Source organism: Pectobacterium nicotianae (genome assembly GCF_023272715.1).
Taxonomy (GTDB): domain Bacteria; phylum Pseudomonadota; class Gammaproteobacteria; order Enterobacterales; family Enterobacteriaceae; genus Pectobacterium; species Pectobacterium brasiliense.
Window position 1 is genome coordinate 2,417,008 of the sequence record NZ_CP096821.1, and the last position, 15,435, is coordinate 2,432,442.

Annotated in this window: 12 protein-coding genes and 2 pseudogenes; 11 read left to right on the forward strand and 3 right to left on the reverse strand. The window is 47.2% G+C overall.

Going from position 1 to position 15,435, the window contains the following annotated elements:
- Positions 1–80 precede the first annotated feature (80 nt).
- The 5 genes from ascF (at position 81) to MYB54_RS10875 (ending at position 4,676) form a co-directional block, all read left to right on the forward strand.
- On the forward strand, positions 81–1,541 hold the full coding sequence (gene ascF, locus MYB54_RS10855) for a PTS cellobiose/arbutin/salicin transporter subunit IIBC (RefSeq protein ID WP_014915489.1): 1,461 nt from the start codon (positions 81–83) through the stop codon (positions 1,539–1,541).
- Positions 1,542–1,581: 40 nt separating this feature from the next.
- Positions 1,582–3,012 (forward strand): 6-phospho-beta-glucosidase, encoded by a 1,431-nt coding sequence (locus MYB54_RS10860; protein WP_248721925.1) that lies wholly within the window; start codon positions 1,582–1,584, stop codon positions 3,010–3,012.
- Positions 3,013–3,246: 234 nt separating this feature from the next.
- Entirely contained in the window at positions 3,247–4,047 is an 801-nt protein-coding gene (hisN, locus tag MYB54_RS10865) for a histidinol-phosphatase (protein ID WP_248721926.1), read from the forward strand.
- Between the two features lie 49 nt (positions 4,048–4,096).
- Positions 4,097–4,483 carry a VOC family protein gene (locus tag MYB54_RS10870; RefSeq protein WP_206555648.1) on the forward strand — a complete coding sequence of 129 codons (387 nt, stop codon included), beginning with the start codon at positions 4,097–4,099 and terminating at the stop codon, positions 4,481–4,483.
- A 16-nt stretch (positions 4,484–4,499) separates the two neighbouring features.
- The gene (locus MYB54_RS10875) at positions 4,500–4,676 is read left to right on the forward strand and encodes a hypothetical protein (RefSeq protein WP_240347181.1); all 177 of its coding nucleotides are present in this window, start codon (positions 4,500–4,502) and stop codon (positions 4,674–4,676) included.
- Positions 4,677–4,964: 288 nt separating this feature from the next.
- Here the strand turns inward: MYB54_RS10875 and MYB54_RS10880 are convergent, their stop codons facing one another.
- The 3 genes from MYB54_RS10880 to zinT form a co-directional block, all read right to left on the reverse strand.
- On the reverse strand, positions 4,965–5,693 hold the full coding sequence (locus MYB54_RS10880) for a hypothetical protein (protein WP_205595164.1): 729 nt from the start codon (positions 5,691–5,693) through the stop codon (positions 4,965–4,967).
- 77 nt (positions 5,694–5,770) lie between these two features.
- Positions 5,771–6,385: a hypothetical protein gene (locus MYB54_RS10885; RefSeq protein WP_248721927.1), complete on the reverse strand. Its 615-nt coding sequence runs from the start codon at positions 6,383–6,385 to the stop codon at positions 5,771–5,773.
- A gap of 310 nt (positions 6,386–6,695) precedes the next feature.
- Positions 6,696–7,349: a metal-binding protein ZinT gene (zinT, locus tag MYB54_RS10890; protein ID WP_248721966.1), complete on the reverse strand. Its 654-nt coding sequence runs from the start codon at positions 7,347–7,349 to the stop codon at positions 6,696–6,698.
- 197 nt (positions 7,350–7,546) lie between these two features.
- Here zinT and zigA point away from each other — a divergent pair, with 197 nt between their 5' ends.
- The 6 genes and pseudogenes from zigA to MYB54_RS10920 all read left to right on the forward strand — a co-directional run bounded on the left by zigA (position 7,547) and on the right by MYB54_RS10920 (position 15,327).
- Positions 7,547–8,770 carry a zinc metallochaperone GTPase ZigA gene (gene zigA / locus MYB54_RS10895; protein WP_104212154.1) on the forward strand — a complete coding sequence of 408 codons (1,224 nt, stop codon included), beginning with the start codon at positions 7,547–7,549 and terminating at the stop codon, positions 8,768–8,770.
- 177 nt (positions 8,771–8,947) lie between these two features.
- Positions 8,948–9,205, forward strand: a pseudogene (locus MYB54_RS10900) (hypothetical protein); the annotation flags it as partial.
- Positions 9,202–9,893 (forward strand): annotated as a pseudogene (locus MYB54_RS10905) (M48 family metallopeptidase). The pseudogenes MYB54_RS10900 and MYB54_RS10905, both read left to right, overlap by 4 nt.
- Positions 9,894–10,001: 108 nt before the next feature.
- Complete coding sequence (locus tag MYB54_RS10910; RefSeq protein ID WP_248721928.1) at positions 10,002–10,511, forward strand: hypothetical protein; 510 nt, start codon at positions 10,002–10,004, stop codon at positions 10,509–10,511.
- 57 nt (positions 10,512–10,568) lie between these two features.
- Entirely contained in the window at positions 10,569–12,440 is a 1,872-nt protein-coding gene (locus MYB54_RS10915; protein ID WP_039518244.1) for a DUF262 domain-containing protein, read from the forward strand.
- Between the two features lie 1,030 nt (positions 12,441–13,470).
- Entirely contained in the window at positions 13,471–15,327 is a 1,857-nt protein-coding gene (locus tag MYB54_RS10920) for a rhamnogalacturonan acetylesterase (protein WP_248721929.1), read from the forward strand.
- The last annotated feature ends 108 nt before the right edge of the window (positions 15,328–15,435 follow it).

Genomic DNA, 15,435 nt, shown 5'->3' on the forward strand with positions numbered 1-15,435 from the left:
AGTGATATTGCCGTTTTGGTCGTGTTGAACGGTGTGTTGAATTGGGTGTAGCGCGCGCGATTACGAGAGATTGTCTATCCATGTCAAAGAATTATGCGGCTGTATCCCGTTCGATCGTCGATGCCATCGGTGGTGCTGATAACATCGCTGCCGTGACGCACTGTATGACCCGTCTGCGCTTTGTGCTGAAAGATAATGATGCGGCGAATGTGGCCGAATTGAAGGCGATAAGCGGCGTGTTGGGCGTCGTGAAAAATGATAACCAGTGTCAGGTCATCATCGGCAACACCGTTTCTCAGGCCTACGCCGAAGTGGTGAAACTGCTGCCGGAAGGTGTGGAAGCTGAAAAAACCGTACCGGTGAACAATAAAATTACGCTGCGACGCATCGGCGCGGGGATTCTGGATGCGCTGATTGGCACGATGTCACCGCTCATTCCAGCGATTATCGGCGGCTCGATGGTGAAACTGCTTGCCATGATCCTCGACATGACCGGGCTGTTTGAGAAGGGTGCATCGACGATAACAATTCTGAACGTGATTGGTGATGGCGCGTTCTTCTTCCTGCCGATCATGGTGGCGGCGTCTGCAGCGGTAAAATTCAAAACCAATATGTCGCTGGCGATTGCTATCGCCGGGGTGTTGGTTCATCCGACGTTTATCGATCTGATGGCAAAAGCGGCGCAGGGTCAGCAGGTGGTGTTCATGGGACTGACCGTCACGGCGGTGAAGTATACCTACACCGTGATTCCGGCGCTGTGTATGACCTGGATTTTGTCTTACATTGAAAAATGGGTAGACCGCATTACGCCAGCGGTGACCAAAAACTTCCTGAAACCGATGTTAATCGTGCTGATTGCCTCTCCGATTGCCATTATGCTGATTGGCCCGATTGGGATCTGGATCGGTAGCGGTATTTCTGCGGTGGTGTATACCGTACATGACTATCTGGGCTGGCTGTCCGTTGCCATCATGGGCGCTATTTGGCCGCTGCTGGTAATGACCGGTATGCACCGCGTGTTTACCCCGACTATCATTCAAACCATCGCTGAAACGGGTAAAGAAGGCATGGTAATGCCGTCTGAAATCGGCGCAAACCTGTCGCTTGGCGGTTCTTCACTGGCGGTTGCCTGGCGCACCAAAAACCCGGAACTGCGCCAGACGGCGCTGGCGGCCGCCGCCTCGGCCATTGTTGCCGGGATCTCTGAACCGGCGCTGTACGGTGTGGCTTTGCGTCTGAAGCGTCCGCTGATCGCCTGTTTAATTACTGGTTTTATCTGTGGTGCCGTTGCCGGTATCGGTGGGCTGGCAAGCCATTCAATGGCGTCGCCGGGGCTGTTTACCAGCGTGCAGTTCTTTGATCCGACCAACCCGATGAGCATTGCCTGGGTATTCGGTGTCATGCTTCTGTCCGTCGTGATTTCTTTCTTCGTCACCTTGCTGTTGGGCTTTGAAGACATCCCAGTCGAAGAAAAACCGGAAGAGAAACGCGTACAGGGCGATGAGGTTTCCGCGCCGCAGCACGCAGTGAACACGAATTAAATTAAGCACTAATTAGCTGAAGTACGAAGGAGAAGAGCGTATGTCTGCATCAACATTTCCCAATGGGTTCTTATGGGGGGGCGCGATTGCGGCCAATCAGGCAGAAGGCGCGTACCTTGAAGGCGGTAAAGGGCTGACGACGGTAGATATGATTCCCCATGGCGTGAATCGTCTGCCGGTGAAACTGGGGCAAGAACCACGTTTCGCGCTGCGCGAGGATGAGTTTTATCCCAGCCATCAGGCGATCGATTTCTATCATCGCTATAAAGAAGATATCGCGCTGATGGCGGAAATGGGGTTCACGGTGTTCCGTACCTCCATCGCCTGGAGTCGACTCTATCCGAACGGCGATGAGCTGACGCCCAACGCGGACGGCATCGCCTTTTATCGCGATGTATTTGCCGAGTGCAAGAAGTACAACATCGAGCCGCTGGTGACGCTGTGCCATTTCGATGTGCCGATGCATCTGGTCACCGATTACGGTTCATGGCGCAACCGCAAAATGGTGGAGTTTTTCGCCCGCTATGCTCGCACCTGTTTTGAAGCCTTTGACGGGCTGGTGAAATACTGGCTGACGTTCAATGAAATTAATATTCTGCTACATAGTCCGTTTTCTGGCGCGGGGCTGGTTTTTGCCGAAGGGGAAAACCAGGAGCAGGTGAAATACCAGGCGGCGCACCATGAACTGGTGGCGAGCGCGCTGGCGACGAAGATTGCGCATGAAGTTAACCCGGAAAATCAGGTCGGCTGTATGCTGGCCGGTGGTAATTTCTATCCGTGGTCGTGCAAACCGGAAGATGTCTGGGCGGCACTGAATAAAGATCGGGAAAACCTGTTCTTTATCGATGTGCAGGCACGCGGTACCTATCCGGCGTATACCGGTCGTCTGTTTAAAGAGAAGGGCATCACGATTGCCTCTGAGCCGGGCGATGATGAGATTCTCAAGAACACGGTAGACTTTGTGTCCTTCAGCTATTACGCCTCCCGCTGCGCCTCTGCGGATATGAATGAGCACAACAGCAGCGCGGCGAACATCGTGAAGTCGTTAAAGAACCCGCACATCAAGGCGAGTGAATGGGGCTGGGGAATCGACCCGCTGGGCCTGCGCATCACCATGAACATGATGTATGACCGCTATCAGAAGCCGTTATTTTTGGTAGAGAACGGGCTGGGTGCGAAGGACGAGATTAACGCACAGGGCGAGATTGATGATGACTATCGCATCAGCTACCTGCGCGAGCACATCAGCGCGATGGCGGACGCCATCGGCGACGGTATTCCGGTCATCGGCTATACCTCATGGGGCTGTATCGATTTGGTCTCTGCCTCCACCGGCGAAATGAGCAAACGCTACGGTTTTATCTATGTCGATCGCGATGACCAAGGTGAAGGCACATTAGCCAGAAAGAAAAAGAAATCGTTCTACTGGTATAAAAAGGTGATTGCCAGCAACGGTGCTGACCTGAGCTAAAGGCAATAAGGCCGCTCGGCGATTCCTGCTATAGCCCCCTGACGGAGACGTCTGGGGGCTATTTTTTTACAAAAATGCGAAGAACGTGAATTGTGGCGGCCTGCTTCTTTGTGCATAATCGAGCGAGTTAATTATGCAAAATAGCGCATAATCGAGCTATAGTGAGCATTGCGGTTTATCATCGTCAGTACTCAACAATGCCGTTATGCCAACGCGATAGGAAGGTAAAACACCATGAGTCAGTCGCTTCCCGATATTGCCTTTTTTCATGAACTCGCCACGCTGGCGAGTCAGGAAACGTTACCGCGTTTTCGTTCCCTTACCGCCAATCAAATTGAGACGAAGCCAAAAGAGGGCTTTCGCTTTGATCCGGTCACGGAAGCCGACCGGGAGGCTGAGCGAGTCATCCGTGAGCACATCACGCGCTATTACCCCGATCACGCGATTATGGGCGAAGAATTTGGCCTGAGCGGGGAAGGTCCGATGCGTTGGGTTTTAGATCCCGTCGATGGAACCCGGCCTTTCCTATGTGGGCTACCCGTGTGGGGAACGCTCATCGGCCTGTTGCACCATGAACGCGCCGTGATGGGGATGATGAGCCAGCCGTTTACCGGAGAGCGCTTCTGGGCCGATGGTTCACAGGCGTGGCGCAGCGATTGGCATGGGGAAATGCGTTTAAGCACGCGTAAAGGCGTGTCGCTCGAACAGGCCATTCTTCACACCACCGCGCCGGAAGCGCTGGCTATGCACCCCGCAGTTCGCTTCGCAGATCTGGCAGAGAGCACGCTCATGACGCGCTACGGCGGCGAGTGTTACGCGATGGCGATGCTGGCAGCAGGCCAGATTGATATCTGCGTGGAATTTGCATTGCAGCCCTACGACATTGTTGCGCTGATCCCGATTATTGAGCAGGCGGGCGGCATCATTACCGATCTCAACGGACAACGAGTTGAAGCGGGCGGCACGGTAGTCGCAACCGGTAACCCCGAGCTACACCAACAGGTGTTAGCCATTCTGAATGGAACGCGGTCATAACCGCTTGTTTGTAAAACCAGTAAAAGACAACGGTTAATAAGGAATCATGATGAAAGTAGCACACGTGGCGTTATGGACCGCCGATCTGGCCGCGCAGGCGGAATTTTGGCAAGAATTCTTCTCCGCTCAGGTGGGGGAAAAGTATGTGAGCCGGAATCGCCCCGGTTTTGAATCACATTTTGTTCAACTGAGTGAAGGCGCATCTATTGAGCTGATGACGCTGCCGGTGCTGGCAGAAGCGCTAACCAATAAAGAAGGCTGCGGCTGGGCGCACGTCGCAATTTCGGTCGGGAGCAAAGCGGATGTCGAAGCATTAGCCAGCAAAGCAGCGGAACGCGGCATTCTGGTTGCCCAACCGCGAATGACGGGAGACGGATTTTACGAAGCGATCGTCAGCGACCCAGATGGTAACCTGATTGAGATAACCTCAGACTGATTCGGCACGTTTTCGTATGCTGCATAAACTGCCTTCATTCGATCGGCAACATACCGCGATGCTGATTTACGCTGGTGAAGTTCGGTTCGGTCCGTCTTATTTTTCGCTCTCCATCGACGGGAAAGCACTGGACAATCGTGTTTTCGGCAAGGACATGCTGTGGTCGCCGGATTTGCGTTATCTCGCGGTGTAAGAGTGGCTCTCCACGGCGGAGCGCGACGGCCCACAAACGGCTTTACTCTGTATTGATGTGCTCGAAGAAAGGCAATGTCAGGTTTCTCAGACTGCGGGGGATTTTAAATCCCTCGGAGTTTGCGCAGTGAGAGTTCAAGTCCCTTCATGGGATGAAACGAAAGCAAACTGCAGCCTAGTGATGTAAAACTGGGTGTGTTGCGTCTAACCATAAAGAACCGTGCCGCCTTGCCGGTACTCCTCAGGGGAGGTGTGGAATAGAATCAGATTTTCATAACTATTGATGCAACTATCTACCTTGGTCGCAGACCTCTTTAATGCGCTTAATCACCATCCCTCTGAACTCCTGATGTCCGCGCATCGCTCTCGGATGAGCTATTCTGAAACAGATAGTATTACCCACTTTAAATTCCCATAGCTTCCCCGGAATGACGGAAGATGTCTCATAGCCGCCTAACCCAGTAAGCAATTGTTTGATGATGTAGTCTGTTCGCCGGGCTCCGGATGCAAAGATAATGAAATCAGGCTCCAGATATCTAATTTGTGTAGCAAGCAGCTTCAGTGAGGCCGATATCACTTCCTGTACTTCATTCTCAGGACGAGTGAGCGGAGTCAGACGGTCGTAATCCCACGCCAGTAGGTTGGCGTATAAGATTGCCTGAGGGACCATGTTCAACTCACTAGCTAGTCTGAAATGATACTGTATGAAGCGGCTACGTGATTTGAGATTAAGTGTCTCCGTCAGATGCTGCCAGTAACGAGCTATAGCCTCTTCAATCGCCTGCTCTGTAGTGACATTAGGTATAAGTCCCAGAATTCGGGAAATTGTATTATTTCCAGTTAAGGTATTCCATCCCGAGGTTTCACGTCCAACCAGCATGATTTTTACTGTGGATCGCCAGTATTCATCGGAAGGAACAGGTAAAAATACTCCAGAATATTTATCCTCCTGTAGGTTGAATGACCGGACGTTAAGCTCCTTCAGTATTTGTATATACGATTTTACCAACGTTTCCATGTTTTACCTTCCCCCCGAAACGAGCTCCCGTTTGCCGCGCATTCTACGCTGGCGCGGGTTGAAGCTACATTAACGACTCAATCTTCCCAATGAAACAGTGCATCGAACTGTGTGAAGCCGCGATCTGTGAGAACCGTCGGCACGTGAGTGCCGGTGGGTAGCAGCGATGTCAATTGTTCTTTATAAGCGCGCACAAGCCCACACTTCTCCAGTTCTGATTGAACCTGCTGGCTCAATGCAATAACGGCAGGTGTCTCCAGCCTATCGATCATTTCCAGTTGAGGAAGCGCCTGAGAACCACCGTGAGCGTGCCAGTTTTTCTCGCTCTCCATAAAAACGAAATAGGGCGACAAGCGGCTTAATAAAACGGTTAATCCTATGTGTTCTTCGCCATGGCAAAGCGGACGTTTGACGTCAAAATCCGGTGTGTTTTTATAAAACCAGGCTTCGATAAAAGAGGCATAGCCGGAACCGTAGTGATTCCATTCTATTCTTGATTTGGTGTTGGTCAGGCGCATGACCTGCGCACAAACCCCTTTAAAATATTTTTCGATTGCCTCTTCATCATTGCTTACCCAAGGATATTCATCCGAAATACACTGCGCAATGGGCTGTAAAAGACACGTGATATCGTGTGATGAAAGCAATGGTGAGACGACTTGATGATTTTTATTTACTGAACCACGTGCCATTTTTCGCTCCTTAAGTAATGGCTTAGCTTTCACAACAAACCGCATTAATCTCTGTCTACGGCAAACTCTTGCTGCGTCTATCTTAACATTCTCACCAAGTAGCTCGCTTGCCCAGTTAGATAAAGTTTGAACAGTTAAAGAAAGAAACGTTGGTGCGATGGGGGTTGTGTTTCTGTCAATTGATGGCATATCAGCGAAAAGGGTACTGCAATCAGATATGACTCACTGAACGTGATGTCACATTCTGGCGTTGGGTCAGAATGCATAGCCTGAAACGGACCATGCCTTCTGATAAGGGATTCAACGTCTGTTAATGATGCAGCAGCTCATCAACAACCTGATCGCTGGTGAGTTGATAGGGGTAATACGTTGGCCAGTTGTCCATTTCTTTGAGAATCTCTTCTTGCGACGTATTGCCCATAAAGATATGGAAATGGGCGGATTTACGTGGCGCAATGGTGTGATCGCTGAACTGAACGTATTTCGGTGCTTTTGACTGGGCATCTTTACATTCAAACAGATAGCGAACGCCTTTTTTACCCGATACATAGGTCAGGATCTTATGCCCAGAATAGTCGTAATGGCATGAGGTCACTTCGCCATCTTTGTAGAACGCCATTACGCCATTGTCGATTTTTATTTCTGAAACATTGGTGGCGTAACCTTTGCGGTAATAATCTTTAACCTGTTCAAATGTTTTGCTTTTATCATTTTCAGCTTTCTTTTTGAACACGGGATCCATCTCACCCGATAGCATAATCGGGTAGACCGATTGCCACATTCCTTCCCAGTCGGTAAGCGCTCTGTCTTTTACATCGCTGTCATTGAAAACGCCATTGGATGCTTTCTTTTCAATGTCGGTCATGGGCGCACCATGTGAATGAGCGTGAGTATGGCCATGAGAATGACTATGCGAATGATCGCCATGCGCGGCGACCTGACCGGCTACGAAGAGCGCCCCCAAGGCGAGTACAAGTTTCTTAATATTATTAGACAAAATCAAACCCTCAATGATTTTCCATGATTTAATTGTTATGTTATAACATATCAAATAACGCGTGAAAAGATTATCGCAATGCGTGTTTAAAAGCGAAACATTCGTGGTGATGAATCATTCCGAAGCAGAAAAGTAACAATGCAAATCATTAGAGAGTGTGAAATATGGCTGACGTTGTAGCTCGACAGAAAGCAGATGCAAGACTACCTGTAACCGTACTATCCGGTTTTCTCGGCGCGGGAAAGACCACGTTACTTAACCATATTCTGAATAATCGTGCTGGCCGCCGCGTCGCGGTGATCGTCAACGACATGTCAGAAGTGAATATTGATGCTGCACTGGTGAGGGCGGGCGGCGCTGAGCTTTCACGGACGGACGAAAAGCTGGTTGAAATGAGTAACGGCTGTATCTGTTGCACGCTGCGTGAAGATCTCCTGATCGAAGTTAATCGGCTGGCGAAAGAAGGGCGTTTTGATCAGCTGGTCATTGAATCAACCGGTATTGCGGAACCGCTTCCGGTCGCGGAGACATTCACGTTTGCGGGTGACGATGGGGAAAGTCTCTCTGAAGTGGCTCGGCTGGATACGATGGTGACCGTTGTCGACGGATATAACTTCTTAAAAGATTACACGTCAGTGGACAGCATCCATTCACGCGGAGAATCGTTAGGAGAGGGTGACGAGCGCAGCGTTGTGGATTTGCTGATCGACCAGATCGAGTTCTGCAATGTCATTATCCTCAACAAAACCGACCTGATTGATGCGGCGCAACAGCAGAAGCTGGTCGCGATTATTCGTTCACTGAATCCGGGAGCAAAAATACTTCATGCACAATTTGGCGCTGTGCCGCTGAACGAGGTGCTCGACACGGGACTGTTTGATTTCGACAAAGCGGCGCAGGCTCCCGGATGGTTGAAAGAGCTACGCGGCGAGCATACGCCTGAAACTGAGGAATATGGCATCACCAGTTTTGTTTTCCGCGCGCGTCGGCCGTTTCATCCTGCCCGTTTCGCGCAGGTCATGGAAAATTCGCTCACCGGGGTTGTCAGATCTAAAGGCTATTTTTGGTTGGCAAGCCGTCCGGAATATGCCGGATCGTGGTCTCAGGCAGGTGGCGTAGCGCGTCAGGGGTTGGCAGGTTCATGGTGGGTCAGTGCGCCGAAAGAAAGATGGCCAACAGATAGCGAGTCGCTGGATTACATTCGTTCCATTTGGGTGGATGGCGTGGGCGATGCGCGGCAGGAACTGGTCTTTATCGGTATCGATATGGATGAACACGCGCTGCGAACCCGCCTGGAGGCTGCACTGCTGACGGACAAAGAAATGACCGAAGGTCTGGCGGTGTGGGTAGATTATCCAGACCCGATCGAGCCCTGGTTTGCGTCATAAACGTGTGGGGAAGGTAAAAGGGCCTGATTTTTCAGGCCGCGGGGGATTTAAAATCCCTCGGCGTTCGCGCTGTGTGAATTCAAATCTCACTCCGGCTGTCATGGGAAAGACAAGAATAATTAAAGTAATAAGCAGTATCGTGAAACCACCTCCGGGTGGTTTTTTTGTACCCTGTGCATACCCGAGGTTTTTGCAGTAAACGACGTCCAGGTGCAGAATAAGTGGACGAAACTCGCCTTTGACGTGGGTAGGATTATCGTCAAAGTGGTGGCAGAAAACTCCCTAAATCCTCAGGATATTGAGACACTCGTTAAGATAAGTCTGTTGCCACAGCTGTTTACTGCCTGTCGGGAGGTTGGGGCAGGAATGAATCAGGTAAACCGTATTGTGGAAACTATTATCCAGATCCTGCGTGTTGGTTTGATAAAATCATGAATGGAAAAACGTCACTATCAATGAAAGCAGTACACATTGTTTATGGTGATCAGCCCATCGTCGTACAGTGTGTTCCGCGTAAGGTCGTTAAGGGCAAGGTGTTCATCAAGGCGCATCCTGACAGCAAGGGGGCCTTTGTACCGCCAGGAACACCGGAGCATGAGGTTTTTTCCTCGCTGAAAAACGAAGTCGCTGGATATACCAGCAACTCCGTGATTTCAGTGAGCAACAGACGCATATCGTCCTGCGTCAGTATGTCAGCGGAGCAAGTCATTACTATCTTGGCAAGCAGTATCAGTTGAAAGTGATGGAAGATGCTGCAGTACCGCAACGAATGAAAATGTAGCGGTGGAGTCTGGAAGTGGCCGTCAGACAAAAATCGGCAGAAAAAGAAGTGTTGCTGGTTGAATGGCGCCGGAAACGCTCCAAGGATGTTTTTCAACGCAGATTTGATATATTGATACCCCAGATCCTTTGGGTCAATGAACGTCCGTCGATATGTTTGCGAGCGGTGCAAACATAATAGGGAAGCTGTTCTGCGAAAGGCTGTCTGACCTTAAATCCATGGCTGGTAAAAGCATCTTCAGAATGGATCGACTATGTCTTACTGCATGAGTTATACCACGTGGCTGAGCACAACCACAGCAAAGAGTTTTATCGACTAATGGTGCTGGTTATGCCAGATTGAGAAAAAGTGAAAAAACGGCTGGACGGGATGGCGCGGATGTTGTTGGCTGATTAGTAGTAAGAGCCCAGCTAAATTAAAATATTACAGAACCATATAAAAAGGCGTTTTATGTTTTCCAAAATCTTTAGAAACTTTAAAGCCAAGGTTGGACTGTTATTATTAACCCTGTTTTTGACTCCAGGTTATGTTCATGCTGATACGTGGGAAATAAATGTCACAAGAAAAGATAGTAATATGTATCAAATCACTGGGAGGGATGTTTTTGTTAATACTAAATATTGTTATGTTTATGCTTATTCTGAAGATGCATATCTCAGGGTTGATGGTTATGATAAAAAAATAATTTTTACAGATAGCAAGGATTCATGTGATGTAGCTAATGTATTTAGTATGGTTAATGTTGACTCAGGAAAGTATGAAGTAGAAATCACAAAAAAAGAAGATAACTGGTATGAGATTTATGGTACAGATAATATGATAAAAACATCAATGTGCCTTAGTCTGGCTCTCAATGAAAAGGCTATTTTGTCCATGAATGGTTATAGGGCAGGAGAATTGACGTTTGATGACGGAGATAGTTGTAATGTAGAAGGGGTCTACTCTCCTGTTCGTTTGTGAATTTGATCTGGGATCAGTATCATCTGTGGCATTCGTCTAGCTAAGTAAGGATATAAAATGAAAATAGAAGCTGATGTAAAAAATATATCGAAATTGAGTGATTATTACTTTTTAGTTCCCGATTATCAACGTGAGTATGTATGGAAGGTTGATGATCAGGTTGAACAGTTTATCATGGATTTAGACAATGAATACCAACCAGAGCAGAAAGATCAAAGTGGTTATTTTCTCGGTTCGATTATTATCGTAAAGAATGGGGAAAAGCATGATGTTATTGACGGACAGCAGAGATTGACCACTATTGTCATCACTATGTGTGCTTTACGGAATCTATTAAAAGAACGATTGGATACACTTGACAAAAAAGGGCAGGAATACCTTAAAACTATCGAGGAATGGCTCTCTAGTTATGATATAAATAGTGAGGAAAATCTAATTCGATTAGATCTTCAATATGAAGAGAGTCAAGAGTTTATTTCTCGGTTAATTGAAGGGCATACCAATACCTTTACGGAAACGGCTTCAGTAAAAAAAATGGCTGATGCGTATGACCACATTCGTGATTATCTTAAATACCAATTGCAAGATAGCTTGAATGGATTAATCTCCTTCGCTCGCTTTTTTTTAACAAAAGTTGAGCTGGTTGTCATTGAATCTGAGAACTTAAGTAGCGCATTAAAGATCTTCGAAACGATCAATCAGCGTGGTGCCAGCCTTAATGCTATGGATCTTGTTAAAAATTTGATTTTCAGTCAGATAAAAGAGGAACAGTTTTCGGCAATAAAGACAACATGGAAATCAATCACTAATAATCTGGAATCTTGTGGCGAAAATGATAACCCGCTTCGTTTTTTGCGTTACTTTCTGATGGCACGATATCATCACGGGATTTTGCGTGAAGATGATATATATAAATGGATCATTTCAGCTGAGGGAGAACTGTCGTTGCAGTATAAGACACACCCGATGGCTCTCGTCAAAGAATTGGAAAAGTTATCAGAACGATACGCTAACTTGGTCAATGCAACAAATGAAGCAGCCTACTGGAGCGAAAATGCCCGTTTTCCAAATGTAAGTAACATCGGATATATTAATAAATATCGTTCACGTCAGCATTTAGTTTTACTGATGGCATTGGAAATTAATTGTTCTGATGATGTAATGGATTTCTTAGGGGCCCAACTTGAGAGTTTTTTATTCTTTACAAATACAATGGCTATTCAATCGAAGACATATGAGCAACGCTTTACTCAATGGGCAGTAAAGCTTCGGGAAGTGAAAACGAAAGCAGAGGTTGCAAATGTTGTTTCAGCAACACTTATCCCTTTTGTTGCGGAGCGTTTAGATGAATTTAAAGAGCGGTTCTCAATTATTAATGACTATAATTTTACCCCTCAGTATCGCCAACGTTATGTATTGGGTAGATTAGAGAATCACATCCGCCATCTTTGCGGTTTTCCGGAAAAGAGTCAGCAGGCGATTCAGCAGATGCAAATTGAGCATATTCTTCCTCAGACGGTACGAAACGTCCCTGAAAATGGGGAGTTCTCTGATGCAAATCGAACAAGTTATCTCTACAAACTTGGTAATGTAACATTATTAGAGGGTACAATTAACCAGTCTGTCAATAACTGCAATGATTTGAGTGAAGACTGGTTTGTGAAAAAACAAACGGAATATTTAAACTCTGAAATTATCATGACTCGATTACTCCACTCTCAGTACTCAATTGGTGATAACACTGCATTAAATCGCTTTAAGCAGAAATATGGTTATGAATATCAATACTGGTCCGCAGAAAACATCACCGCAAGGCAGCGCTTGCTGATGGATCTTGCCATTGACTGCTGGAGATTTAATGGTCAGAGAATAGATGTTTATATAGTAAATAACCTGAGCACTGAACCCGGAAACGAATTTACGCTGTAATAATATCCTTCATCGCAAAGTGCCCCTGGAACGTTATGCTTACCAGGGGCTGCATATTCAACCTGTATGCAGTAAGAAATGTTTCAGACATGACTGTCTATCAGACGTTTGTTCATTAATATTATTAGTTGTTTTAATCACAATATGCTGGTCATTGAGATGGATTTCTCTCTTATGCCTGTCTGGTTTTGAGGACTATTGAGCAACCTATTGAGTAGAAAGGTAAATTGGCAGCAATCCCTGGAGATAATGAGGAACAGGTCACAGACATAACGAACCATTGGTGATTCTATCTATCTGCGCTGATTCTGAGCTCAACATTATCTACAGTTATCCATCCTGCGCATGCTAGAGCAAATACGGTTGGCCAACATCTGCAAAGTACTGTAATGAACAGCTATGTAACACCATGAGGTAGTGGAAGATTTATCGTCCCCGTGCGTGTCGAGGACGATAAGTTTTCCGATGAAAAATTGCAGCTTGGTGCAGAAAAAACGATATCACAGAATACGAGATATCGTTTACCGCGCTGCGGCTGTGCCAGAGTAACCCTTCTTCACAACGAGTAAGGTGCATTCCAGATTGAATTCGGAAGAAAATAGTCGTTTTATTTTCTTAATGATGAATTCACTTATTACATTTACCGCTGAATAATAAAAATCATTGTTTTTATTATTAGTTCAGTCTGTATAACGATTATTTAAAAATAAAATTATCGCCTTCGTGCACGGCGAACGATACGAGAACGCCACCTCATCATTGATATACGGAAATGATTGCGGTGATTATTAGTCAATTGCCCAAGCCATATCCCATTTCTACCAAGGATAGTCATTACATACGCAAGCGGTAGCACGGTGAATGCCATAAAACACGATGCATTGGATAGCAATCTAATGAAATGCTTCTGCAACAATATGAAAAATAGGGGATATCTATTTTTAGTGATGTTCGCCACATAATAATAAGTTATATCGTGAAATATTATGGCGCACTCTGACTGCACGAATATACTGGTGAATGACCTCCAGTGAATCAGCATAATGGTTTTGGCAACGCGTTAATAGCGGTAGCCAGTGTGGTCATTGATGACAATATAATTAAAAAATGGAGAGAATATTACATGAAGTATCCTACTTTATTTGGAGCATTAGCCCTGAGTGTTTTCGTTAATGCCTACGCAGCAGGCGGTAATGGGGATTCCTCGATAGTGAGTTATTCCAATTCGCAATCTAGCGTGAGCGCCACTAAACCAAGCAATCAAAAAGCCGTCACGATCCACATGCTTGGTGACTCAACAATGACACACTATACGGATGCCCGCAGGCCGCAAATGGGATGGGGTGAAGCGATGCCCCAATTCTTCAATTCAAACGTCACCGTTAAAAACTGGGCGCTTGGCGGGCGTAGTTCGCGCAGTTTCTTTTACGAAGCCACGCGTTGGCCAGAGATCTTGCCTCAAATTAAGGCTGGCGATTATGTCATTATACAGTTTGGGCACAATGACCAAAAAACGGACGCTAGCTATGCTGCATACGGTACTTATGCATATTGTAGCGATGGAACAACCGATGGTGAGAAGTGTTCAGGAGCGCCGGATGCAATTGATCCGACAGTAGATAAATCGGAGCACTCGTACTATCAATTTTTGAAAAGGTATATTACTGCGATTAAAGCGAAAGGCGCATACCCTATTCTGATGACGCCGATTGTACGCAAATACTTTGCAGGCACGACGATCAAGCCAGAAGGCCTCCACAATGTGGGTGTCAAGAATGGCGAGATCTATGAACGAGGCAATTACCCGGCAGCGATGAAAAAGGTTGCTGCCAAATATAATGTGCCGATCGTCGACCTCACGACGGAAACCAAAACTATAGTAGAGGCTTACGGTGATGCGGCCGCCAAGGCAAATTTATATATTGCGGCGGATAGTACACACCCACAAATTTTGTTCGCCAATTTGATTGCCAAACGCGCCGTCGAGGGAATGTCCAGGTTGGGCATCTTGAAGAATTACATGGTGTCTGTTACTTCGCTGATCGCCAGCCCGAACCCTCTTGCATGGGGTACGCGCTACACAGGGGTTGCGACGACTAAGGAAATGACGGTTTCCGCCTTCGATCTGAACCCGGATGTGGGCGCGGTGACGGTTCAGTCTCCTTCTAAGAATTTTGAACTGTCGTTCGATCAAACGGCGTGGAAGTCGTCACTCAACATTCCATACACTAATGGTTCTTTTACAAAAACCGTGTATGTCCGTTTCAAGCCGTCCGATGCCGTAGATTACAACAAGGTAATCTCGTTTACTCTTGGGTCGTCTACCATCGGTTCTCTAGCCGTATCGGGCAAGGGAGTACCGGCGGGAGCAGGTCTTGATTCTTACGCGTCCTGGTTTAGCTCGGGTTCATCTCTGGCACCTACCACAGATGGAATACTGACGGCAACGGATGCCACAGTAAGCAATCTAACGACCACCGCGGCCAAGGTGATGGCAGTCGATGGTCAAGATACGAGCGTAGTTCGCTATGTCGTGGATACCTGGACATCGCGTGACAATACAAAATATCTGCAATTCATGGCGACACCGACAGGTTCGTTGAACGCGAACAAAATATCAATGCATTACGCGACAAGCGGCGGTTCGACAGTGCAAGCCGATATGGAGTACTCGACCGATAACATCAAGTGGACGCGCCTTAATGGGAGCAAACCCTTGTCTTCAGCGAAAGATGTGATGACATACGTCGAGTATGACAACCTTGCCATTCAGGTGCCGTCAGGCAAATCCTTGTATATCCGGATCTATCCGTGGAACACTGCGGGCACAGCGGGTAAATCCCTCGCGTTGTATGGCGTGAAGGTGACAGGTAAAGTCTCTAAGTAAGAAAACGTGATGAAAAGGTCGTAGCCATGCGGCAACCTTTCAGAGCGGTGACAACGTCTAAAGCCCGCATATTTCGCGGGCTTTCTTCATGGTGTCTAGAACCCTCCA